This window comes from Amycolatopsis deserti (assembly GCF_014653945.1).
GTDB classification, from domain to species: Bacteria; Actinomycetota; Actinomycetes; order Mycobacteriales; family Pseudonocardiaceae; genus Amycolatopsis_E; species Amycolatopsis_E deserti.
In genome coordinates this window covers 257,473-280,076 of sequence record NZ_BNAU01000001.1, presented here as the reverse complement: position 1 = coordinate 280,076, position 22,604 = coordinate 257,473, and the positions used below count along the sequence as shown (strand labels likewise).

The 22,604-nt window shown below is 72.7% G+C and carries 23 protein-coding genes; 3 read left to right on the top strand and 20 right to left on the bottom strand.

Annotated elements, in window-relative coordinates; genetic code table 11:
* From IE290_RS01315 to IE290_RS01275, 9 genes are read right to left on the bottom strand one after another with little or no spacing between them, the layout of a single operon-like run.
* Window positions 1-684, bottom strand: coding sequence for an isochorismatase family protein (locus IE290_RS01315; RefSeq protein ID WP_191242632.1), 684 nt, complete (start codon window positions 682-684; stop codon window positions 1-3).
* Window positions 671-1,345, bottom strand: coding sequence for an SRPBCC family protein (locus tag IE290_RS01310; RefSeq protein ID WP_191242631.1), 675 nt, complete (start codon window positions 1,343-1,345; stop codon window positions 671-673). Before IE290_RS01310 ends, IE290_RS01315 begins: the two co-directional genes overlap by 14 nt.
* Window positions 1,342-1,839, bottom strand: a complete 498-nt coding sequence (locus IE290_RS01305; protein WP_191242630.1) for a (2Fe-2S)-binding protein — start codon at window positions 1,837-1,839, stop codon at window positions 1,342-1,344. The genes IE290_RS01310 and IE290_RS01305 overlap by 4 nt, the downstream gene beginning before the upstream one ends.
* Window positions 1,836-4,238 carry a xanthine dehydrogenase family protein molybdopterin-binding subunit gene (locus IE290_RS01300; RefSeq protein ID WP_191242629.1) on the bottom strand — a complete coding sequence of 801 codons (2,403 nt, stop codon included), beginning with the start codon at window positions 4,236-4,238 and terminating at the stop codon, window positions 1,836-1,838. The genes IE290_RS01305 and IE290_RS01300 overlap by 4 nt, the downstream gene beginning before the upstream one ends.
* Window positions 4,235-5,104, bottom strand: a complete 870-nt coding sequence (locus IE290_RS01295; protein ID WP_191242628.1) for an FAD binding domain-containing protein — start codon at window positions 5,102-5,104, stop codon at window positions 4,235-4,237. The genes IE290_RS01300 and IE290_RS01295 overlap by 4 nt, the downstream gene beginning before the upstream one ends.
* Window positions 5,101-6,495, bottom strand: a complete 1,395-nt coding sequence (locus IE290_RS01290; RefSeq protein ID WP_191242627.1) for an MFS transporter — start codon at window positions 6,493-6,495, stop codon at window positions 5,101-5,103. The genes IE290_RS01295 and IE290_RS01290 overlap by 4 nt, the downstream gene beginning before the upstream one ends.
* 38 nt (window positions 6,496-6,533) lie before the next feature.
* The gene (locus IE290_RS01285) at window positions 6,534-7,805 is read right to left on the bottom strand and encodes an FAD-dependent oxidoreductase (RefSeq protein ID WP_191242626.1); all 1,272 of its coding nucleotides are present in this window, start codon (window positions 7,803-7,805) and stop codon (window positions 6,534-6,536) included.
* Entirely contained in the window at window positions 7,802-8,575 is a 774-nt protein-coding gene (locus IE290_RS01280; RefSeq protein ID WP_191242625.1) for a maleate cis-trans isomerase family protein, read from the bottom strand. The genes IE290_RS01285 and IE290_RS01280 overlap by 4 nt, the downstream gene beginning before the upstream one ends.
* On the bottom strand, window positions 8,572-9,618 hold the full coding sequence (locus tag IE290_RS01275) for a 2,5-dihydroxypyridine 5,6-dioxygenase NicX family protein (protein ID WP_191242624.1): 1,047 nt from the start codon (window positions 9,616-9,618) through the stop codon (window positions 8,572-8,574). The genes IE290_RS01280 and IE290_RS01275 overlap by 4 nt, the downstream gene beginning before the upstream one ends.
* A gap of 152 nt (window positions 9,619-9,770) precedes the next feature.
* Between IE290_RS01275 and IE290_RS01270 the strand changes: the two genes are divergently transcribed.
* Both IE290_RS01270 and IE290_RS01265 read left to right on the top strand, forming a co-directional pair.
* Window positions 9,771-10,280, top strand: coding sequence for a MarR family winged helix-turn-helix transcriptional regulator (locus IE290_RS01270; protein ID WP_191242623.1), 510 nt, complete (start codon window positions 9,771-9,773; stop codon window positions 10,278-10,280).
* Between the two features lie 51 nt (window positions 10,281-10,331).
* On the top strand, window positions 10,332-10,967 hold the full coding sequence (locus tag IE290_RS01265; protein WP_191242622.1) for a LysE family translocator: 636 nt from the start codon (window positions 10,332-10,334) through the stop codon (window positions 10,965-10,967).
* Between the two features lie 7 nt (window positions 10,968-10,974).
* Here the strand turns inward: IE290_RS01265 and IE290_RS01260 are convergent, their stop codons facing one another.
* From IE290_RS01260 to IE290_RS01250, 3 genes are read right to left on the bottom strand one after another with little or no spacing between them, the layout of a single operon-like run.
* A complete protein-coding gene (locus IE290_RS01260) occupies window positions 10,975-11,409 on the bottom strand; it encodes a nuclear transport factor 2 family protein (RefSeq protein ID WP_191242621.1) in 435 nt (144 codons plus the stop codon).
* 10 nt (window positions 11,410-11,419) lie between these two features.
* Complete coding sequence (locus tag IE290_RS01255) at window positions 11,420-12,508, bottom strand: epoxide hydrolase family protein (RefSeq protein ID WP_191242620.1); 1,089 nt, start codon at window positions 12,506-12,508, stop codon at window positions 11,420-11,422.
* A 4-nt stretch (window positions 12,509-12,512) separates the two neighbouring features.
* On the bottom strand, window positions 12,513-13,496 hold the full coding sequence (locus IE290_RS01250; RefSeq protein ID WP_229874027.1) for an EamA family transporter: 984 nt from the start codon (window positions 13,494-13,496) through the stop codon (window positions 12,513-12,515).
* A gap of 78 nt (window positions 13,497-13,574) precedes the next feature.
* Between IE290_RS01250 and IE290_RS01245 the strand changes: the two genes are divergently transcribed.
* Entirely contained in the window at window positions 13,575-14,450 is an 876-nt protein-coding gene (locus IE290_RS01245; protein ID WP_191242619.1) for a LysR family transcriptional regulator, read from the top strand.
* Window positions 14,451-14,470: 20 nt separating this feature from the next.
* Here the strand turns inward: IE290_RS01245 and IE290_RS01240 are convergent, their stop codons facing one another.
* From IE290_RS01240 to IE290_RS01205, 8 genes are read right to left on the bottom strand one after another with little or no spacing between them, the layout of a single operon-like run.
* Complete coding sequence (locus tag IE290_RS01240; RefSeq protein ID WP_373300410.1) at window positions 14,471-15,238, bottom strand: ATP-binding cassette domain-containing protein; 768 nt, start codon at window positions 15,236-15,238, stop codon at window positions 14,471-14,473.
* Between the two features lie 5 nt (window positions 15,239-15,243).
* Window positions 15,244-16,035: an ATP-binding cassette domain-containing protein gene (locus IE290_RS01235; protein WP_191242617.1), complete on the bottom strand. Its 792-nt coding sequence runs from the start codon at window positions 16,033-16,035 to the stop codon at window positions 15,244-15,246.
* Window positions 16,032-16,907 carry an ABC transporter permease gene (locus tag IE290_RS01230; protein ID WP_191242616.1) on the bottom strand — a complete coding sequence of 292 codons (876 nt, stop codon included), beginning with the start codon at window positions 16,905-16,907 and terminating at the stop codon, window positions 16,032-16,034. Before IE290_RS01230 ends, IE290_RS01235 begins: the two co-directional genes overlap by 4 nt.
* Window positions 16,904-17,854 (bottom strand): ABC transporter permease, encoded by a 951-nt coding sequence (locus IE290_RS01225; protein WP_191242615.1) that lies wholly within the window; start codon window positions 17,852-17,854, stop codon window positions 16,904-16,906. The genes IE290_RS01230 and IE290_RS01225 overlap by 4 nt, the downstream gene beginning before the upstream one ends.
* Entirely contained in the window at window positions 17,851-19,386 is a 1,536-nt protein-coding gene (locus IE290_RS01220; protein ID WP_191242614.1) for an ABC transporter substrate-binding protein, read from the bottom strand. The genes IE290_RS01225 and IE290_RS01220 overlap by 4 nt, the downstream gene beginning before the upstream one ends.
* On the bottom strand, window positions 19,383-20,204 hold the full coding sequence (locus tag IE290_RS01215; RefSeq protein WP_191242613.1) for an alpha/beta fold hydrolase: 822 nt from the start codon (window positions 20,202-20,204) through the stop codon (window positions 19,383-19,385). The genes IE290_RS01220 and IE290_RS01215 overlap by 4 nt, the downstream gene beginning before the upstream one ends.
* Window positions 20,204-21,502 carry an O-acetylhomoserine aminocarboxypropyltransferase/cysteine synthase family protein gene (locus IE290_RS01210; protein ID WP_191242612.1) on the bottom strand — a complete coding sequence of 433 codons (1,299 nt, stop codon included), beginning with the start codon at window positions 21,500-21,502 and terminating at the stop codon, window positions 20,204-20,206. Before IE290_RS01210 ends, IE290_RS01215 begins: the two co-directional genes overlap by 1 nt.
* Window positions 21,499-22,512 carry an isopenicillin N synthase family dioxygenase gene (locus IE290_RS01205; RefSeq protein WP_191242611.1) on the bottom strand — a complete coding sequence of 338 codons (1,014 nt, stop codon included), beginning with the start codon at window positions 22,510-22,512 and terminating at the stop codon, window positions 21,499-21,501. The genes IE290_RS01210 and IE290_RS01205 overlap by 4 nt, the downstream gene beginning before the upstream one ends.
* Window positions 22,513-22,604 lie beyond the last annotated feature (92 nt).

Here is a 22,604-nt window from a genome sequence, read left to right as displayed (position 1 = left end):
TCAAGACACCTTTCTGCCGGCTCGATCCGGCGCGCCGAGGTAGGCCACGGCGTCGTCCAGGCCCATCACGTCGGCGTATTTCGCTTGCAGGTCGAACAACGCGGCGTCGTGCGGCCCGCGAGCCCGGTCGCCGCAGGCTTCGCGCACCACGAGGGTGTCGAAGCCGGACTGGACGGCGTCCACGGCGGTCGCCCGCACGCATCCGGAGGTGGTGGCGCCGCACACGAGCACGGTGTCCGCGCCGAGACCGGTGAGCAGCGCAGCCAGCCCGGTTCCGTGGAACGCCGAGGCACCTTTCTTCAGCACGAGGTGGTCGCCGTCGCGGCGGTCCAGCCGGGGGTCGAGCGCGACGGCTTCACTTCCTTCGCGCAGCGCGCGCATGCCCGGCGCTTTCCGGAGCCAGGCCACACCGTCGCCGTCGGCCTCGGCGGCGGTGTAGCTGATCGCCGTGTAGATCACCGGGACGTCGCACCGGTGGGCCGCGGTCACGAGGGCGGCGGCCGCGGTCACTTCGGCGGTGAGGTCGGCCCCGGACGGGAAACCGGGTTCGGTGAAGCCTCGGGTCAGGTCGACCACGACCAGGGCCGGGCTCTGTCCACGGGGGACGGTGGCGCCGAACCCGGCCCGGTCGTAGACGGCGTCGGTCTCCGCGCCGTGCAGGCCGTGGGGCTCATCGACGGGCACGCTGCAACTCCTTGATCAGTTTGTCCTGGGTGCGGATCCGGCCCAGCAGCCAGCCCTGGAACAGCCCGAGCGCGGCGGCGGCCGCGATCGGCGCGTACCGCCGGATTCCAGGGGGAAGCAGCATGGCCAGCCCGTCGAGGGCCTCGCCGCCGTCGGCGGGTGCGGGGGTGGCGGGGGCCGGCGTGCGCGCGGCGACGGCCGGGCGGGGCTGGTCCCCGGGGGCGCTCAGCTGGTCGGCGAGGTTGCGGGCGAACTGGTCGAGCAGCCGGGCCGAGACGGCGCTGATCGCGCTCTTGCCGAACTGGGCGAGCTTGCCGCGGATGGACAAGTCGGTGTGCAGGTCGATGACCGCGCCGCCGGGAGCCTCGCGCACGGTCAGCGTCACGTCGGCTTCGGCGTCGCCGTTGCCGTGGGTGTCCGCTCCGCGCGCCGACAGCCGCAGCCGTCGCCCGGCGGTGTCGACCTCGGTGAACCGCACCCGGCCGGAATACGCGGCGGTGATCGGGCCGACCTTGACCTTGACCCGGCCCAGGTAGGCGTCGTCCTCGTGGCCGTCCAACGTCGCGCCCGGCAGGCAGCCCGCCACCCGCTCGACGTCGTTGATCAGGGCGAACACCGCGTCGGGGTCGGCCGGAACGGACAGCTGGTTCTCCAGGATCACGATGTCGCTTCCTTCCCGGTGTCACGACGGCGGGTCGCGGTCGCCGCGACCGCGTCCACAATGGTCTGGTAGCCGGTGCAGCGGCACAGGTTCGCCGACACCGCTTCGCGGATCTCCTCCCGGTCCGCATCCGGTCGCTGGGCGAGGAAACCTTCGGCGAGCATCAGGAATCCCGGCGTGCAGAAGCCGCATTGCAGACCGTGGTGCTCGCGGAAGGCCTGTTGCAGGTCGGAGAGCTCGCCGTCCCGCCCGAGCGATTCGACGGTGCGGATGTCGGCCGACTCGGCCTGCACGGCGAACACCAGGCACGCTCGCACCGGCTCGCCGTCGACGAGGACCGTGCAGGCTCCGCACACGCCGTGCTCGCACCCGGCGTGCGCGCCGGTGAGACCGAGATCGTGGCGCAGGACGTCGAGCAGGGTCTTGCGGGGTTCGACGACGGCCTCGTGCTCGCTGCCGTTGACGGTCAGGACGACCAGGTGCCGATCGTTCATGACGGGACGCTCGTTCCTTCCTCGGCCGCCGCGTCGAGCGCGGCGAGCACGGTCTGCGGGTGCACCGGCGTGGTGTCGAGTTCGACCCCGGTGTGGCGCAACGCGTCGTTGATCGCGTTCAGCACCGCGGCGGGCGCGCCGATCGTGCCGCCCTCCCCGGCGCCCTTGGCGCCGTTCTCGGTGAACGCGCAGGGCGTTTCGAGGTGGGACACGGTGATGTCGGGGATCTCCGTGGCGGTCGGCACGAGGTAGTCGATGAAGCTGGCGGCCGACGGCTCGCCGTTGTCGGCGTAGGTGACCTCCTCGAACAACGCGCCGGCGATGCCCTGGGCGATCCCGCCGCGGCACTGCCCGTCGACGACCTGCGGGTGGATCACCACGCCGCAGTCCTCCACGCACGCGTAGCGCAGGATCGTGATGCCGCCGGTGCCCGGGTCGGCCTCCACGACCACGGCGTGCGTGGCGTTGGAGAAGGTGCCGTCGCCGGGCACGTCGAAGCTCGCCGTGGCCGTCAGCGTCGGCTCGACGTCCTTGGGCAGCAGGTGGCTGCGCAGGTAGGCGACGTCGGCGATCTCCTCGAACGACGCGCGCCGGCGCGGATCGTCGATCTGGACGACGCCGCCGTCACCGTCGAGGCGGACGTTGTCCGGACTGGTCTCGAGCAGGTGCGCGGCGATCCGGCACAGCAGCTCACCGAGCCGCGTGGCCGCCAGCGCCACGGCCGAGCCGCCGATGGTCACCGACCGCGAGGCGAAGGTTCCCCACCCGTAGGCGATGCGCTCGGTGTCGCCCTGGCGCAGCTTCACCTGGTCGATGTGCACCCCCAGCCGGTCGGCGACGATCTGCGCCAGCGTCGTCTCGTGGGACTGCCCGTGGTTCATGGTGCCGCTGGTGACGACGACCGAGCCGGTGGTGTCCATCCGGATCTCGGAGATGTCGAACCCGGGCACCACGGTCATCTTCCGTTTGGCGAAGGCGTCCGACCCGTATCCGGTCCGCTCGGAGAAACAGCAGAACCCGATGCCGATGTGCCTGCCCTCGGCGGCGGCGTTGTCCCGGAGTTCGAACCACCCCTCGTCGCGCAGCGTGGCTTCGGCCAGCTCCAGCGATTCCAGGTAGGTGCCGGGGTCGTAGGTGACGGCGTTGATGCCGGTGTAGGGGAACTGGGTGATCAGGTTCCGCCGCCGGATCTCGACCGGATCGAGGCCGAGTTCCCGGGCGGCGCGCTCCATGACCCGTTCCATCGCCATCACGTACTGGGGCCTGCTGACCCCGCGGTAGGGCGCGGTGGGCGCCTTGTTGCTGGTGATGGCGCGGGCGCGGACCCGGTAGGCGGGCACCTGGTACACGCTGGGCATTTCCGCCGACGCCATCAGCGGCTCGATCCCCGCGGTGAACGGGTAGCAGGAGTAGGCGCCCATGTCGCACACGATGTCGGCGTCCAGGGCGGTGATCCGCCCGTCGGCGTCGAACGCCGCCCGGGTGCGGTAGCGCTGCTCCCGCGCCAGGAACCCGGCCGTCAGGGCCTCGCGCCGGTCCTCGATCCACTTCACCGGCCGGTTCAGGCGCCGGGCCGCGGCCGCCACCGCGATCTCCTCCCGGCCGACCACGCACTTCTGGCCGAACCCGCCGCCCATGTCCGGGACCGTGACCCGCACGGTGCGCTCGGGCACGCGCAACGAGCGGGCGAGCGCGGTGCGCACCTGGTGCGGAACCTGGGTGCACATCTGCACGAGCAGCTGGTCGTCGTGGTCGTCCCAGGACGCGATCACCCCGCGCGTTTCCAGCGGGAGCGCGTTCTGCCGCCCGCTGCGCGTGACGACCTCGACCACGCACCCGGCGGCGGCGAACGCCTCGTCCACGCCGGGAGTGTCGAACATGGACACATCCAGCAGCACGTTGCCGGGCGCCTCCTCGTGCACCAGGGGCGCGCCTTCGGCGAGCGCCGTCTCCTCCGAGACGATCGCCCCGAGGGGCTCGTAGTCCACCACCGCAAGTTCGGCGCCGTCCTCGGCGACGTAGGGGTCGCGCGCGACGACCAGCGCGACCGGTTCGCCGACGAACCGCACCTTCTCCCGCGCCAGGATCGGCATCGCGGTCGGCGCGAACTCCTCGGGCGGGCGGTCCAGCAACGCGACGATGTCGCCGAGATCGAGGTCGGCCGCGGTGTAGGCGGCGACGACGCCCTCGACCGCCAGGGTCGCCGACAGGTCGATCCCGGTGATCCGGCCGTGCGCGACCGTCGAGCGGACGAAACTGGCGTGCAGCATGCCGGGCAGCGCGATGTCGTCGACGAAGCGTCCCCGGCCGGTGAGCAGGCGCGGGTCCTCCCGGCGGGGCACCGACGCGCCGACCCAGCGTCCGCCTCGCCCGTCGAACCGCGGAGCACCGTCGCTCATCGCGTCACTCCCTTCTCCCAAGCCTGGTGCAGAGCCTGGACGACGAGCGTCCGGGTGAGCCGGCGGCGGTAGGCGCTGCTGCCGGCGGCGTCGCCCGGCGGGTCGACCGCGGCCGCCGCGGCGTCGGCACACGCGGCGAACAGGTCCGGCCCGGGGTCCCCGGCGGCGAGGACGGCCTCGGCCTCCGGCACCCGGACCGGCGCCGGGGCCACGCCGCCGACCACCACCCGGCTGCCGTCGCCGTCGAGGCTGACCGCGACGTCGACGATGGCGAAGTCACCGTGGCGGCGGGCGAACTCGGTCAGCGCGGCCCGCGGCGCGGGCCGGGTGAAGCGCACCGCCGTCACGACCTCGTCCGGTTCGACGGCGGTCGTGTAGAACCCGTGGAACATCTCCGCGGCCGGGATCTCCCGCCGCCCGCCGGGGCCCTCCGCGACGATCACGGCGTCGAGCAGGAGCGCGAGCAGGCACCATTCGGCGGTGGCGTCGCCGTGCACGATGCTGCCCGCCACCGTGCCGCGCGAGCGGATCGGCAGGTGCCCCACCCACCGCATCGCACGGGCGAGCACGTCGAAGTCCGGCCCCAGCGCGGTCGCGGAGACCTCGACCGCGCGATGGGTGACCAGCGCGCCGATCTCCAGCTGCGCGCCCTCCCGCCGCAGGCCGGTCAGCGCCGGGTCCCGGCGCAACGGCCCCAGGTCGACCAGGGCCGTCGGCCGGGCCAGCCGGAAGTTCATCATCGGGATCAGGCTCTGCCCGCCGGCGATCAGCTTCGGCTCCTCGCCCGTCGCGGCGAGCTCGCCGAGCAGGCCGATGGCGTCGGGCACGTCGTGGGCCCGGTGGTAGGCGAACGCGGCGGGCTTCACGGCACCTGCGTGGTTTTCGCGGGCACCACGGGCTGGGCGGGGTCGGCGATCCGGTCGAGTTCGCGACCGCGGGTCTCCGGCGCCCCGAGCATCATGAACACCACCGCGGCCACCACCAGACCGCCCAGCACCGCGAACGTCAGCGGCAGTCCGAGCACCGGCCACAGAACACTGCCGAACACCAGCGGCGCGAAGCCCGTGACGGCCCGGCTCGACGACGACGCCCAGCCGAACCCGGAGGCGCGCAGCTCGGTCGGGTACAGCTCGGACACGTAGGCGTACATCACCGGGATGACCACCAGCGCCAGCATGCCGAACGCGCCGATCGCGATCACGGCGCCCGCCGGTGAGCCCAGCAGCAGCGAGAACACGACGAGCGACAGCGCCGCCAGTGGCCCGGCGACGGCGACGATCCGCTTGCGGCCGACCTTCTCCACGAGCAGCACGGCCACCACCACACCGACGATGCCCAGCGCGTTCATCAGCGCGGTCGAGGCGAAGGCGGCGATCTCGCCGAAGCCCTGGGCGCGCAGGATCGAGGGCATCCAGCTCAGGGCGGCGTAGTAGACCAGCATGACGCTGATGAACAACGACCACGCGACCGCGGTGATCCGGGGGTTGAACGCCCACACCCGGCGCAGCTGGTCGAAGGCGGCGGTGAGCGCCCCGCCGCGGGTGTCCTCCACGACCGCCGGCGGGATCGCGTACGGCTCGGCGGGGGCTCCGGTGCGGCGGACGAGGTCGTCGATGACCGCGCGCGCCTCCGCTTCCCGGCCCTTGCGGACCAGGTACAGCGGGGATTCCGGGACACCGCGCCGGATCCAGAACAGCAGCAGCGCGGGCAGGATCATCAGCACCAGCATCCAGCGCCAGTTCCCCGATACCGGGACCAGCAGCGTCGCGGTGACGGCGGCCAGCGTGGTGCCCACCGGCCACCAGCCGTCCATCGCGGACAGCACCCGGCCGCGGTGGCGCCGTGGCGAGAACTCGCTGACGATCGCGTAGTCCACCGGGATGCAGCCGCCCAGACCGACCCCGGCCAGGAACCGCAGCGCCAGGAAGACCTCCACGTTCGGCGACAGCGCCCCGAGCACGGAGAACAGGGCGAACACCAGCAGCGTGACGCTGAACGCGCGCTTGCGGCCGATGCGGTCGGCCACGGTGCCCCACACGACGGCCCCCACCGCCATGCCGATCAGGTTGGCGGTCGCCACCAGCCCCTTCTGGCCCGGCGACAACCCGAACTCGGCCCCGACCAGCGGTGTGAGGAACCCGTTCAACGCGACGTCCCACGCGTCGAACATGTAGCCCAGACCACCGATGAGGAAGACCTTCCCCTGCACGCTCCAGCGCCAGGGCAGGTCCTGGACGATCTGATCTCCGGTACGCATGAATCGCTCCGTTGCGATTGTCGGCCAGTTCGCCCGCCTCAGCGCGCGAACTGGTAATGGATGGACTCGGTGTCCGGGTCGGTGAGCGGGCTGCCGTTCCACAGCCAGTCGTAGGACACATCGGACTCGCCGTCGAACCGGCGCAGCTTCTCGTCGCGCTCGCGCTGCTCGGGGCCGTCGGGCAGGTGGTAGAAGCTCATGTTCTGCAGGGAGGCGTCCTGGACCATGCCCGCGTGCTTGGCGCGCCGGTCGACGTAGCGGATCAGCGCGCCGTCGATCCCGTCCCGGGTGACGCGCCCCAGCTCCTCGGCGAGCACCGCCGCGTCCTCCATCGCCTGGGACGCGCCCTGGGCCTGGTAGGGCAGCATCGCGTGGCAGGCGTCGCCGAGCAGGGCGACCCGCCCGTCCACCCACACCGGGTCACGCCGGCGCCGGTACATCGCCCACACCGACACGTCCTCGTCCTTGGCCTTCGACAACACGGTCGGGACCCGATCGTCCCAGTCCTGGTACTCGGCCGCGAGCTGCGCGGCGGTCGCCGGACCGCTCCACTCCCGTTCGATCGTCTCGCTGCACGGCACGATCGCGACCACGTTGAGGTACTGGCCGCCGCGGATCATGTAGTGCACCAGGTGCTTGTCCGGGCCGTACCAGATGGTGGAGTGGTAACGGTCGACGAGGAACCGGGTGGCCGGGTCCTGGGCGACCAGGTCGCCGGGGATCAGGGCGCGGTAGGCCATCTCACCGGAGAACACCAGCGTGTCGTCGAACCCGGCGAGATCGCGGACGGCGGAGCGGATGCCGTCCGCGCCGATCACCACGTCGCCGGCGAAGCGGCGGCCGTCGGCGGTGACCACGGCCGGGCGTTCCGGCTGGGCGCGGTCCAGCTCGACCACCCGCGCGCCGGTCGCCACCTGGACCACCGGCCCGTGGCCGTCCGGGTCCACGCACGCGTCCAGCAGCACCCCGTGCAGGTCGGCGCGGTGGTAGTGCCAGTACGGGGCGCCGTAGGTGTCGGTGACCCGCTGCCCCAGCGGCAGCTGGGCGATGATGCTCCCGTCGGCCCACCGGCGGCGGACCTGGTCCTGGGGTTCGGTCCGCACCCGCTCGAGCTGGGGGCGCAGGCCCAGCCCGATGAGGATCCGGCTGGCGTTCGGGGCGGTCTGGATGCCCGCGCCGATCTCACCGAGCTGCGGGGCCGCCTCGACCACGGTGACCCGCAGGCCCCGCTGCCGCAGCGACAGCGCCGCGCACAGACCGCCCAGGCCGCCCCCGACGACCACGACTTCGAACGACTGGCTCGCGCTCACGCCGACCTCCTCGACTCGCTGCCCGTTCCAGCCAGCAGCCGCCCGGCCCCGGGCACGCGCGGCTCCAGCCCGAGTTCGGACAGGATCCGGTACGCGGTCGCGGTCGCCGCCGACAGCACCGGGATCCCGATCTCGTCCTCGACGGGCTGGATCGACGGCAGCGACGGCATCTGCACGCACGCCGACAGCACCAGCGCGTCCACTCCGGACAGATCGAGTTTGCGGTGGTGCTCGCGCAGGCCGGCCGGGTCCAGGCGGGCCACGGCGAGGTTGTCCGGCACTTCGAGGGACAGCGCGTCCACCACCTCGACCCCGGCGTCCTCGATGTAGTCGGCCACCGCCTGCGTGAGCGGTTTCAGGTACGGGGTGATGAGCGCGATCTTGCGCGCGCCGAGCGCGGCGATGCCGGACAGCAGCGCCCCGGCGCTGGACACGACCGGCGCCGCGCACCCCTCGGCGCGCAGGACCCGGGTGATGTCGTCCTCGGCGGTGCAGTGGTAACCGGGCCCCTGGGCCATGATCGCCACCAGGCAGGCGGTGGCCACCACGTCCGGGCGGGCGTCGGCGAGTTCGGCCGCCGCCCGGCCCGCCTGGGCGTTCATCGCCCGCAGCTGCTCCGGGTCGACGTGCCGCATCCGGGCCCGAGCGGAGTGGAAGACGAACCGGTCCCCCGGTTCGATCTCCTCCCTGGCCCGCAGCATCCGCGGCAGCTCGGTCTCCATCGTGAGGTTCGAGCTGGGGACGATCATCCCGATGTGGTGGTCGGTCATCGCTTCGCCGCCGGGCGCATCTCGGGCACGGTCAGCTCACCGGCGTCGACGATCAGCTCGTCGTCCAGGTAGAGCGAGTTGCCGCGCATCGGGATGTCGAAGTGGCACGGCGTGTCGTTGGGGCCGCCCAGCTCGTTGTTGGGGCCGATGGAGAACATCACGTTGCCGTAGAAGCTGCGCAGCTCCATGCCCATCCCGCCGGGGAACTGCGTCAGGCCGTGCCAGTGGGCGCGCTCGTCCAGGCCCCAGCCGACGTGGCTCATCCCGTAGCCGCGGGGGTCGTGGAAGCTTTCGATGTAGGAGCGCAGCAGATCGGCGTCCAAACCGGACGATCCGGCGCCGCCGCGGATGTCCCGGATGAACCCCTCTTCGATGGTGATCTCCACCGGGGTCTGCACGTAGGTGTTGAACGGCAGCAGCACGTCGCCGGGCGAGAGCACGATCTTGCCGTCCACACCGTCGTCGGCGCCACCGGTGAACACGAACGCCGCCGGCCAGTGGTCCCAGCGGCCGGGGGTGTCGGTGTAGCCGTACTCCGACATCGTCGGGTACATGCCGAGCCGGTAGGTCACGTCGGTGCCGGCCGGGCTGGTGATCCGCATCGTGCTCGCCTTGGCCAGCAACTCGGCGCCGATCTCCACCCGCTCGCGCAGCTCCTTGGTGGGCATGAGCCGGGCCAGCAGCTCGGGCGGCTCGACGGCGGTGAGGATCCGGGTGCCTGCTTCCTGGATCGCGAACTGCTCCTTGCTGAACAGCAGGAACGTGCAGTCGACGACCATGTCCACGTCCTTGAGCGCCTCGACCGCGCGGGGGATGTTGCCGAGCCCGGAGTCGCCCACCGCCCACGCCCCGGAAGCGCTGGACGGCGAGGGCAGGCGCATGTGGTAGGTCGCGGCGCCCAGTTGCTGGGCGGCCCACAGGAAGGCGTCGGCGTACTCGGCCCGCTCACCGCCGCGGGTCAGCACCACCACGGTCTCGCCCTCGTGCACCCCGGAAAACGTCAGCTGGCGCAGGCAGATGTCGTTGAACAGGTTCTGGTCCATCGTTGACCACCTCCGCCATTAATCCGAACACGTATTATCCGGATACGCAAGAGTTGGTTTTCCGGACGCCGGACGCCTCGCCCGAGCGCGATCGTCCGGACACGTAGGATCGCGGGCGTTGCCGCGAGCCTGGAGTCATGGGGAGGGTCTTGATGGGTGAGCCAGTGCGAGCGGGCCGGCGCGGCCGGGGAAGCCCGGCGGTCACGCCGGCGCCTCCCCCGGATCTCCTGGCCGCCCCGGGGTACGGGGCCCGCCGGATGTACCAGGCCTACCTCGCCGCCTGGAACCGCCACGTCGATCCGGTGCTGACCGGTCCCCAGTTCGCGGTCCTCTCCGCCGTCCGCGCCTACCCCGGCAGTGATCAGAGTTCCCTGGCCGGCGCGGTCGCCCTGGACACCTCGACGATGGCGGACCTGTGCCGCAGGCTCGAACAGCGCGGCCTCATCCGGCGCGTCGAGTCACCCCGCGACGCACGGCGCAAACTCCTGTCGCTCACCGAGGACGGCTCGGCGGTCCTCGACGACGTCAACCGCCGGGCTCGCCGCCTGGACAAGGCACTGCTCGGCGCCGACCCGGACAGCGCCGACGCCGGCACCGCGGCACTGCTCAACACGCTGGCCGAGCGCTGGGAAGCCGTCGCGGCGCTCGACGAACTGGAGTGACGCGCTGATACGCGATTGAACGCGGCGAACGCCGCGGGCATGATGCCGGGGATGGACCTCCTCGCGTCGCTGCCCGCGTTCCTCCTGGCCGTGGTCCTGATCTCGGCCTCCCCCGGGCCCGCGATGGCCCTGATCCTGCGCCGGGCCGCGGTGCGCGGGTTCCGCGGCGCCGTGCCGACCGTGCTCGGCCTGGAGGCCGGTCTGTACCTGTGGGCGCTGTTCGCCGCGGCCGGGCTGGCGGCGCTGGTCGCCGCGTCGGAGATCGCCTTCCTCGTGTTGCGCGTCGTCGGCGCCGGGTTCCTGCTCTACCTGGGGATCAAGGCGTGGCGGTCGGCCTGGCGCGGCCGGCACCACGCGCCGGATCCGCCCGCGGCCCCGGCCAGGGGAGGCCGGCTCCCGGCCTTCGGCGAGGGCGCGCTCGTCATGCTGGCGAACCCGAAGGCCGCGGCGTTCATGATCGCGTTCTACCCGCAGTTCGTGCCCGACGGACGGCCGTTGTTCGCCACGACCGCGCTGCTCGCCGTGTTCCAGGTGGCCCTGGAGACCGTTGTGTACCTGACGCTGGCGGCCGCGGTCAGCCGGGCCGGTGGGTGGTTCCGCCGGTCCGCGGTGCGCCGCGGCCTCGACGCGATCAGCGGCACCGTGCTCGTCGCGCTCGGCGTCCGGATGGCCGTGGAAGGCCGGTGAGCGCCGGTCAGAGCGCCCGGCCGAGGGCTTCGGTCAGGGCGACCGGGGTGATCGTGAGGTGGTCGAAGCGCCAGCCGTCCCCGGTGCGGCGCGCCCGGTAGTGGTGGATCCCGGCCGCCACGGCCTCGGTCTTGTCGTCGAGGACGTACACGGCGATGTCGTGGGCCCGCACCGTGGCGGTGTCGCCGTCGACCTCGATGACGAGGTTGGATTTGCTGTGCAGGGTGCGGAGGTACTTGTCGTGGCCGGCGCGGGCGAGTGCGACGAGGGCTTCGACACCGCGCGCCTGCCCGCGCAGGGAGGTGACGACGACGTCCTCGGTGAACAGCCGGCCGGTCTCGTCGTAGCGGGCTTCGTCGAGCCACAAGCTGTGCCGGGCGACCAGGTCGGCGAGTTCGTCGCGGTCGGCCAGTGCGCGGATCAGGGTTTCGGTGCTGGACATGGCGGTCTCCTCAGGAAGCCGGGGTGGTCAGGAAGAAGGTCCGGACGTCCTCGGCGAGCAGGTCCGGCACCTCCATCGCGGCGAAGTGACCGCCGCGCTCGAACTCCGACCAGTGCCGGATGTCGTACAGCCGCTCGGCCAGCGGCCGCACCGACTGGGTGATGTCGTGCGGGAGCACGGCCACGCCGACCGGCACCGGGCACGGCAGGGGCCGCCCCCGCGGGGCGTCGTGGTGCAGCCGTGCCGAGGACGCCGCGGTCGCGGTCAGCCAGTACAGCGAGATGTTGGTGAGCATCCGGTCGTCGCTGATCCGCGAGGCCGGGTCGGTCCAGTGCGCGAACCGCTCGGCGATCCAGACCAGCTGCCCGACCGGCGAATCGGTCAGCGCGTAGCCGATAGTCTGCGGGGTGGCGGCCTGCAGGGCCTGGTACGGCGGGCGGTCCGCCATCAGCTGCCGGACCTTGTCCAGCCTGGCTTCGTCCGATTCGGACAGTGCGACGCCGGCGTCCGGGTCCGGCCGGGTCGGCAGGTAGTTGACGTGCACGCCGACGACCTGCTCGGGCGCGACCGAGCCGAGGGCCAGCGAGATGCCGGCGCCGAAGTCGCCGCCCTGCGCGCCGTAGCGGGTGTACCCGAGACGGCGCATCAGCTCGGCCCAGGCCCGCGCGATCCGCACGGCGTCCCAGCCGCCCTCGTGGGTCGGCCCGGAGAAGCCGTAGCCCGGGATGGACGGGATGACCAGGTGGAAGTCGCGCGACAGCGGCTCGATCACGTCCAGGAACTCCAGGAACGAGCCGGGCCAGCCGTGGGTGAGGACCAGCGCGAGCGCGTCCGGTCTGGCGGAGCGGACGTGCACGAAGTGGATGTTCTGGCCGTCGATCTCGGTGGTGTAGTGCGGCAGCTCGTTGAGCTGGGCCTCGTGCTTGCGCCAGTCGTACCCGGTGCGCCAGTGCTCGGCCAGCTCCTTCAGCCGCGCCAGCGGGAAGCCGTAGTCCCAGCCGGCGCCGGCGACCTCGTTGGGCCAGCGGGTGCGGGCGAGCCGGCCGGCCAGGTCGTCGAGGTCGGCCTGGGGGATGTCGATGCGTAACGGTTCGATCATGGGGTCAGCTCCCGCGTTCGTTCGGTGCTCTAACGTTTGCCGACCCAACGATAACACAGTCGTTGGTGGGACGAACGAATTTCTCAGCTGTGCCGTCGGCCACCGGGACGCCGGCTCCGTCCAGGGCGCGCTGGCGCACAGCCGGCCCGGACCGCTGCCCGGCCACGATCGCGGCCAGGGCCAGGGCGACCCCGGTCAGCTGGACCGGTCCGAGCGTCTGCCCGAGCACCACGACCCCGAGCAGCGCGGCGACCATCGGCGACAGCAGGCCGAGCACGGCGACCGAGGTGACCGGCAGCTTCGCGATCCCGCGGAACCACACCACGTACGCCAGCAACCCGCCGACCAGCCCGAGCCACAGGTAGCCGAGCACCGCCGGGACGTCGACCGCGGGCGGGGCGCCCTCGGCCACGAACGTGACCGGCACCAGGAACAACCCGCCCGCGGTGAGCTGCCAGCCGGCGAACGTGGCCGGGCCGACGCCGTCGGGACGGCCCCACCGCTTGGTGAGCGTGACGCCCAGCGCCATGGTCGCGGCGCCGCCCAGCCCGGCCAGGATGCCGGCCGCGTCGAATCCGGCGGCGGGGCCGAGCACGACCAGGCCCACGCCGGCGACACCGGTCACGCCCCACGCGAACCGCCACACCGACGGGCTTTCCTTCAGGACCGCCACCGCGAGCACGGCCACGATCAGCGGCTGGGTGGCGCCCAGGGTCGCCGCCACGCCGCCGGGCAACCGCTCGGCGGCGACGAACAGGAACGGGAAGAACAGGCCGATGTTGAGCACGCCGAGCGTGGCGGCCTTCCACCACCAGGCCCCGCGCGGGAGAGTCCGCGTCACGGCGAGGGCGATCAGGCCCGCCGGCAGGGCCCGGAGCAGGCCCGCGAACATCGGGTGGGCGGGCGGCAGCAGTTCGGTGGTGATCACGTAGGTCGAGCCCCAGACCACGGGCGCGAAGGCGGCCAGTGCGGTGTCGCGAAGTCTCACCAGGCCAGTCTCGGCCCGGCTGATTCATGAGTCCAACACATGTTCGTCACGTGATCGATCGTGAGGCACGATAGATCGGTGGAACTCCAGCAGATGCGGTACGTCGTCGCGGTCGCCGAAACCGGCAGCTTCACACGGGCGGCGCAGCGGTGCCTCGTCGTGCAGTCGGCGCTCAGCCACCAGATCGCGCGCCTGGAGCGGGAACTGGGGGCGCGGCTGTTCGACCGCACCAGCCGCCGGGTGCGGCTGACCGCGGCGGGCGCGGCGTTCCTGCCCGCGGCGCGGCAGTGCCTGGACTTCGCCGAGCGGGCGGCGGCGGAGGTGGCGGCCGCGGTCGGCGAGGTGCGGGGCCGGCTGAGCGTCGGGGTGATCCCCACGGTCGCGGCGGTCGACCTGCCGGACGCGCTGCGGGTGTTCCGGCAGCGGCACCCGCACGTGCGGGTCGGGCTGCGGATGGCGGGGAGCAACGAGCTGGTGGAGCAGGTCCGGCAGGGCGCGCTGGATCTGGCCTTCCTCGGGTTGCCGGTGACCGCGCGGCCCGAGGGGGTGCGGGGAGCGGAACTGGCGCGGGACCGGCTCGTCGCGGTGCTCGCACCCGGCCATCCCTTGGCGGAGCGGGCCGAAGTCGATTTGCGGACGCTCGCGGAGGAGCAGTTCGTCGACTTCACGGCGGGCACGCCGGGCCGCGCCCAGTCCGACCAGGCCTTCGCGGCGGCCGGGTTGCAGCGCGACGTGGCGTTCGAGGTCACCACGGCGGAGCTGATGGCCGGGCTGATCCGGGCGGGCCTCGGCGTCGCGATGCTGCCCTCGACGTACGCGCCGCAACTGTCCGGCGTGGCAACGGTGCCGGTCACCGACGCGCCCGGGCGGATCGAGCACCTGGTCTGGAGCACGGCGGGCCTCACCCCGGCGGCCGCCGCGTTCCTGGAGGTGCTCGGCGTCGCGGTCGAATGACCAGCGACGTCAGGTCGGACTCACTCGGGCAGCCGCGGGACCGCGGCCAGCAACGCCCTCGTGTAGGGGTGCCGGGGTTCGCGGAGCACCTCGGCGGTGGCGCCGCGCTCGGCGACCGCCCCGTCCTTGAGCACGACCACCTCCTCGCACAACTGCCGCACCACCGCGAGGTCGTGCGAGACCAGCACCAGCGTGAGCCCGAACCGGGCAGCCAGGTCGCGGACCAGGCCGATGACCTGGGCGCGCACGGACGCGTCCAGCGCGGAGAACGGCTCGTCTCCGACGAGCACCTCGGGACGCGGCGCGAGCGCGCGGGCGATCGCGATGCGCTGGCGCTGCCCGCCGGAGAACTCGTGCGGGTACCGCCACGCGGCGTCCGGTTCCAGACCGACGTCGGCGAGCACCTCGGCCACGCGGTCGTCGTGGTCGCCAGGGACCTTCAGGCACTCCAGCGGTTCGGCGACGATGTCCCGCACGATGCTGCGCGGGTCCAGGGAACTCATCGGGTCCTGCAGGACGACCTGCACGGCTTCGCGGAACCAGGTCGGCCGCCTGCCTTCGACGACGCGCCCGCGGTAGCGCACCGTGCCGGCGTCCGGCCGGTCGAGGGCGAGCAGCAGCCGCAGGAGGGTGGACTTGCCCGCGCCCGACTCGCCGACGATCCCCAGGTGCCGCCCGGCCTCCACCGTCACCCCGACGTCGCGCACGGCGTGCCGTTCGCCGCGCGGGCCGAACAGCGACCGCCGCGGCAGGCGGAAGGAGCGGTGCAGCCCCTCGGCCGACAACAGCACCGTCACGGGGCCACCTCCGCGGGGAACGACTCGACCCGCGCCACCTCGAGCAGGCGGCGCGTGTACGGGTGGGCGGGGGCGCGCAGGATGTCCCGCAGCGCGCCGTCTTCGAGGACCCGGCCGCCGCCGAGCACCACGACCCGCCGCACCACCTGGGCCAGCACCGCGAGGTCGTGGGTGATGAACAGCAGCGCGGTGCCCTGCTCGGCGGCCAGGTCGCGGATGAGCCGCAGGATCTCCGCCTGCACGGTCACGTCCAGCGCGGTGGTCGGCTCGTCGGCGATCAGCAGCGCCGGACGGCAGGCCAGGGCCATCGCGATCCCGACCCGTTGCCGCTGCCCGCCGGAGAGCTGGTGCGGGAACGCCCGCACGGCGCGGCCGGGGTCGGGCAGCCCGACCTCCCCGGCCAGCCGCACCGCCTCCGCGTGTGCCTGCCGGCGCGACAGTCCGCGGTGCAGCCGCAGTGGTTCGGCGATCTGCCTGCCCACCCGCATCAGCGGGTTGAGCGCGGTGAGCGGTTCCTGGAACACCATCGCGATCCGTTCCCCGCGGACGCGGGACAGGGCGCGGTCGCCGAGCCCGAGCAGTTCCGTGCCGTCCAGCCGCACACTGCCCTCGGCACGGGCGCCCTCGGGCAGCAGCCCGAGCACGGCCAGGGCGGTCAGCGACTTGCCCGAGCCGGACTCGCCGATCAGCCCGGTGCTCTCCCCCGCCGCCAGCGTCAGGTCCACGCCGTCCAGCAGCTTCTTCTCTCCGATGTGGACGGTCAGTCCGGTGATCTCCAGCAGTGTCATCGGCCGCTCCGCAGGCGTGGGTCGGTCGCGTCGCGCAGTGCGTCGCCGAGCAGGTTGAACCCGAGCACGGTCAGGGCCACGGCCAGCCCGGGCCAGATGACCAGCAGCGGCCGGGCACTGACGTAGGCCTGTTGTTCGTGCAGCATCCCGCCCCAGGACGGGGTCGCCGGCGAGCTGCCGTAGCCGAGGTAGGTCAGGGCGGCCTCGGCGAGCACGGCCAGCGCCATCACCAGCGAGAGCTGGACGATGAGCGTGGGGGCGAGCGCGGGCAGCAGGTGTTTGCGGACGATCCGGCCGGTGCCCGCTCCCGCGGCGCGCGCCGCGAGCACGTAGTCGCTGCCCCGCGCCGATGCCAGCTCGGCCCGCGCCACCCGGGCGACCGCGACGCCGAACCCGATCCCGATGGCGGTCACCACCGTGCCCAGCGAGCTGCCGTACACCGCGGCGAGCACCATCGCCAGCAGCAGCACCGGGAAGGCGACGAGGACGTCGATCAGCTGGACCACCGGCGCGCTGATCCAGCGGGGCGCGAGCGCGGCGGGCAACGCGAGCGCCAGGCCGATCACCGTCGCCAACGCGGCCGACGCCACCGCGGCGACCAGGGTTTCCCGGCTGCCCGCGAGCAGCTGGCTGAACTGGTCGTGCCCGATGCGGTCGGTGCCCAGCAGGTGCCCGTCCCGCAACGGCAGCAGCCACGCCTTCCCGGGATCGGTGGCCTGCGGGTCGAACGGCGTCCAGAACAGCGACACCAGCGCGGCCAGCACGAGCGCGGCGAGCACGGTCAGCCCGAACACACCGGCCGGGCGGCGGACCAGCGCGGCCAGCACGGTGCGGAGGGCGCGGCGGCGGCGCTGCGCGGCGGTGAGCCTCATCCCGCCTCCCGCAGCCGCGGGTCGACGATCCGGTGCACCACGTCAACGGCGAAGCCGATCAGCAACACCGCCGCGACCACCGCGAACACCTCGCCCTGCACCTTGACCAGGTCGCGGTTGCCCACGTCGGTGACGAGCATGCTGCCGACGCCGGGCAGCGTGAACACCCGCTCGACGACGATCGTGCCGACGATCAGGGTGGCCAGCTGCAGCCCGAGGACCGACACGACCGGCACCGCGGCGTTGCGGAAGCCGTGCCGCAGCAGCGCCCGCGTGCGGGTCAGCCCCTTGGCGCGTGCCGTGCGCAGGTAGTCGGAGTGCAGCACGCCCAGCACCGCCGATCGCACGAACCGCAGCAGCACCGCGCCTTCGGTGAGGCCGAGCGCGATCGAGGGCAGGATCAGGCTCCGCAGCGCCGCGCCGGGTTCGCTCCAGCCGCCGACCGGGAACCCTTGGGCGGGCAGCCAGCGCAGCGTCACGGAGAAGACCAGCACCAGCACCAGCGCGAGCCACAGGGCCGGCACCGCGATGCCGATCTGCGCCAGGGCACTGATGCCGCTACCGGCCCAGCCGCGGTGCCGGACCGCGGCCCAGGTGCCGAACGGCACCGCGACGGCCACGGCGACGAGGACCGACCCGGCGATCAGCGGCGCCGTCACCTGCAGTTTCGCCGCCAGCTCGGCGCTGACGGAGGTGCCGTTGAGCTGGGAGCGGCCGAAGTCACCGCGCAGCACGCCGGACACCCACTCGCCGTACTGGACGGCGAGCGAGCGGTCCAGGCCGAGGCCGGCCCGGATCGCCGCGAGCTGCTCCGGGCCGGCCTGGATGCCGCCGATGGTGGCGGCGACGTCGCCCGGCAGCAGCCGCAGCAGGGCGAACACGAGCACGCTGGCGAGGACCAGGGCCAGGGCCAGCAGCCCGGTCCGGCGCAGCAGGAACAGCGTCACTTGGCGACCGCGAGCGTGCTGACGTTGAAGCGGTTGCTGGTCTCGTTCTGCGGCACGCCGTAGACGCCGGTGCGCACCACCGTGCTGGCCTGCCCGAGCAGCAGCCAGTCGGTCGCCGCGTCCTCGGAGATCTGCCTGCCGACGCGCTCGAGCAGCGCGTCCCGCTCGCCGTCGGTCGCCGCCAGCCGCGCCTGGGCGTACCAGTCCCGCACCTGCGCGTTGTCGTAGCCGAAGTAGTAGCCCGGCTTGGTGTAGTTGGCCAGGTCGCGTGGTTCGGCGTGGTCGACGAGGCTGAGCTGGAAGTCGTGCTGCTGGTAGACGCGGGACAGCCAGGTCTGGAACTCCACCGCCTGCACGGTGAGGGTGATGCCCACCTGTTTCAGGTTGGACACCAGCACGTCGCTGATGGCGGCCGGGTAGATGCTCGGCACGGTCAGCGTGAGCGCGAGTCCGTTGGGGAACCCGGCGTCGGCGAGCAGCTTCCGGGCGTTGTCCGGGTTGTAGGCGTCGATCGCGGTGAGGTCTTCGTACCAGGGGTCCTGCGGCGGGACAGCGCTGCCGATGGCGGTGCCGGCGCCGTAGGCGCGGATGACGTCCTGCTTGTTGATCGCCTGCCGGATGGCGTGCCGCACCGCCGGGTTCGTGAACGGCGCCTGGGTGCCGTTGAAGGCGAGCGTGAACTTGTCGGTCGTGGTGCCGGTCAGCACGGTGAAGCCGTTGTTGCCGGCGAACGCGGACAGCAGGGTCGGGTCGACCGCCGTCTGGATGTCGGTCTGCCCGGTCAGCTGCGCGTTGTTGGCCGCGTTCTGCTCGGTGATGTAGTGGAACACCACCTTCGCGACCTTCGGCTTGGCGCCCCAGTAGTCGTCGTCGCGAGCCAGGGTGATCGACGAGCCGCGGTTCCACTGCGCGAGCGTGAACGGGCCGCTGCCGTTCTCGGCGCCGTCGAGGGTGGCGAAGTCGGTGCCCTGTTTGTAGACGATGCCGCCGCGCTGGGTGAGGTTCCACAGCAGGAAGCTGTCCCGCTGCGTCAGCTTGACCTGCACGGTGGCCGGGTCCGGCGCGGTGACGGTGTCGATGGTGGCGAAGTTGGCGCCGTAGACGGCTTTCGAGCCGGGCGCGGTCTGCTGCTGCAGCGACCACACGACGTCGGCGGCGGTCACGGGCGAGCCGTCGTGGAACTTCGCGCCCTGGGCCAGGTGGAAGGTGTAGGTCAGGCCGTCGGGCGAGGTCTCCCAGGACGTGGCGAGCGCGGGCACGATCTTGTCGCCCGCGCCGGTGTCGATGCTCACCAGGCCCTGGTAGACGTTGTCGAGCAGGATCTGGTCGAGCGCGGCGCCGGAGGTGCCGAAGATGTTCAGGCTGGTGGGTTCCAGCACCAGCCGGACGTCGACGGTGGCGTTGGTGTCCAGCTGGTCGTCGGGTGGGGTGGCGGCCTGGCTCGCGGCCGGAGTCTGCGGGGTGCCGCCGGTGCCGCACGCGGCGAGCAGCAGGGCCACCGCGGTCAGCGCGGCGGGCAGGAGGCGTCTCATCGTTCTCCTCGGAGGTGTTTGCGGACGAAATCCACGAACGTGGCGTGGACGGCGTCGCGGTCGAGTTCGTTGAGGATGTTGTGGAGGTCGTCGGGGAAGATCACCGCTTCGGCGTCGGGCAGCAGTTCCGCCGCCCGTCGCGCGCCCTCGGCCGGGGCCAGGTCGTCCTTCTCGCCGTGCAGCAGCAGCACCGGCAGGTCCAGTGTGGACACCACCGCGGCCAGCCGTTCGGCCGCGGCGGCGAGGGCGGCCAGCGTTTCCACCCGGATCCCGCCCTGCCAGGTCAGCGGGTCTTCGCGGATCTGCTGGGCGTAGCCGGGGTGGCGGGTGAGCTCCCCCGGGTCCTTGCGCAGGTGGAGCGGGTCGATGCCGCTGGCCAGGAGTTCGGCCAGCCCGCCGCCCGCGCCGGGCGCCGGGACGATCGAGGCGCCGGCCAGGACGAGCGCGGCCGGGCGGACACCGGACGGCAGCAGCCGTTCGGCGGTCAGCAGGGTGGCGACGGTGGCGCCGAGCGAGTGCCCGGCGACGACGAGCGGCAGGTCCGGGTGCGCGTCGCGGGCGAGCGTGACGAGGGTGGCGGCGTCGTCGAGCAGGTCGTCGATCGCGGTGATCAGCACCCGTTCCCCGGCGCTGCGGCCGTGCCCGGCGTGATCGTGCGCCCACAGCGCGAACCCGGCGTCGTTCAGCGCCGCGGCCAGCGGCTCGTAGCTGCCGATGTGCTCGCCGAGGCCGTGGAAGAACACCACCAGCGCCGCCGGGTTCGCCGGGGTCCAGTGCCGGTGGTGGATCGTGCCGCGGGTGCCGGTGAACTCGGCCATCACTGTCTCCCGTGGGTCGCGTCGAGGCCGCGCCGGAGATCGGCGAGCAGATCGTCCAGTCCTTCCAGCCCGACGGACAGCCGCACCTGCCCGGCGGTGACTCCGGCGGCCCGCTGCCGGCCGGGGTCCAGCTGCGCGTGCGTGGTCGAGGCCGGGTGGATGACCAGGCTCCGCACGTCGCCGATGTTGGCGAGGTGGCTGAACAGGGTCAGGCCGTCGACGAAGCGGCGGCCCGCGTCCAGCCCGCCGGCCAGGTCGAACGCCAGCACCCCGCCCGCGCCGCGGGTCAGATAGCGCTTTCCCGCGTCGAACCACGGGCTGGACGGCAACCTTGCGTAGTGCACTTCGGCCACCTCGGGCTGCTCCGACAGCCATTCCGCGACCGCCTGGGCGTTGCGGCTGTGCCGCGCCATCCGCAGCGACAGCGTCTCGATGCCCTGCAGCAGCAGGAAACTGGTGAACGGCGACACCGCGGGGCCCAGGTCGCGCACCAGTTCCGTGCGCAACCGCAGGCTGTAGCCGAGCTCGCCGAACTCCTCGGCGAACACCAGGCCGTGGTAGCTGGGGTCGGGCCGGGTGAACTGCGGCCAGCGCCGCGGATCCGCCCGGTAGTCGAACCGGCCGCCGTCCACCACGACGCCGCCGATGCCGGTGCCGTGCCCGGACAGGAACTTCGTCGTGGAGTGCACCACGATGTCGGCGCCGTGTTCCAGCGGCCGGGAAAGGTACGGGGTGGGCACGGTGTTGTCCACCACGAGCGGCACACCGGCCTCCTGCGCGACGGCGGCGACGGCCGCCACGTCCAGCACGTTGCCGCGCGGATTGCCGATCGATTCGGCGTAGAACGCCTTGGTTTCCGGCCGCACCGCGGCGCGCCACCGACCGAGGTCGTCCGGGTCGACGAAGGTGACGGCGATTCCGAGGTCGGCGAAGGTGTGGGCGAACAGGTTGTGGCTGCCGCCGTACAGGCTCGCCGCCGACACGATGTGGTCGCCGGCGCGGGCGAGGTTCAGCAACGCCAGCGACGCCGCCGCCTGACCGCTGGCCACCGCGACCGCGGCGACGCCGGACTCCAGGTCGGCCAGGCGCGCCTCGGCGACCGCGGTGGTCGGGTTCGACAGCCGCGTGTAGGCGTGGGTTTCCAGGTCCTGCAAGGCGAACGCGCGGGCGGCGTGGTCGGCGCCGCGGAAGACGTAGGAGCTGGTCTGGTAGATCGGCGTGGCGCGGGCGCCGGTGGCCGGGTCCGGGCTCGCGCCCGCGTGGATCTGCCGGGTGTGGAACGACCAGGTGCCGGTCACGCGTGCTCCGCCAGCACGTCGGACCACCAGCGCTGCGCGACCTTCGGGTGCGACCGCAGCCAGCCCACGAGGGCGTTCTCGCCGTAGGCGGCCAGCAGCGGGTTGTCCGCGTCGTCGCTGATGCCACGGGCCTGGGCGGCCAGGCCGGCGGGCAGGGTCAGCGGCTCGACGACCGCGTCCAGGCGCGGCCCGAGGAAGAACGGCACCGAGAACCGCTCCACGCCCGAGGGCGGGCTGACCACGCGGTGCCGGGTCGCGGTCAGGTAGCCCTGGGTCGCGATCTCCAGCATCTCGCCGATGTTGAACACGAAGCTGCCCGGGACCGGCACGGCGTCGATCCAGCTTCCGTCGGCGGCCTGGACCTGCAGGCCGCCGACCTCGTCCTGCTGCAGCAGCGCGAGGTAGCCGTAGTCCTTGTGGGCGCCCACACCCTGGTCGGCGTCCTCCCGCACGCGGCCCGGATAGCGGATGATCTTCACGTGGGTGGCGGCCTCGGCGTCGAACCACTCGTCGAAGTAGCCCTCGTCCTGCCCGAGCGAGGCCGCCAGCGCCCGCAGCACCTCACGGCTCACGCGCAGCGCCTCCGCCTGCCACGCCAGGGTCGTCTCCCGCAGCTCCGGCAGCGCCGAGGGCCACTGGTTCGGGCCGATCAGCCGCTTCCACGCCGGATCACCGGGGACGAGGTCCAGCGCCGCGCGCTCCGGGCCGATGTCGATCTGCTCCCGCCAGTCCGGCGCACCGGCGGTGTATTCGTGGCCGGTTGCGGTGTAGCCGCGGAACTGCGGCGAGTGGATGTTCTCGATCTCCAGCCGCTGCCGCTCGGGCAGCGCGAAGAACTTCCGCGCCACGTCGAAGATCCCGGCGGTCAGCTCGTCCGGAACCCCGTGCCCGACGACGTAGAAGAACCCGACCTCGTGCGCGGCGTGCCGAAGTTGCGCCAGGAACTCTTCCCGATCGGCGGCGGGGTCCCGGAAACGCGAGATGTCGATCAACGGCAGTGGGGGTGTCATGCCGCCCGAGAGTAGGTCGCCGGCGCACGTGCGGGTGATGATCTCAGAGTGCGGACGCAGCACTAGACGGGATGGTCCAGCAAACTAGACTC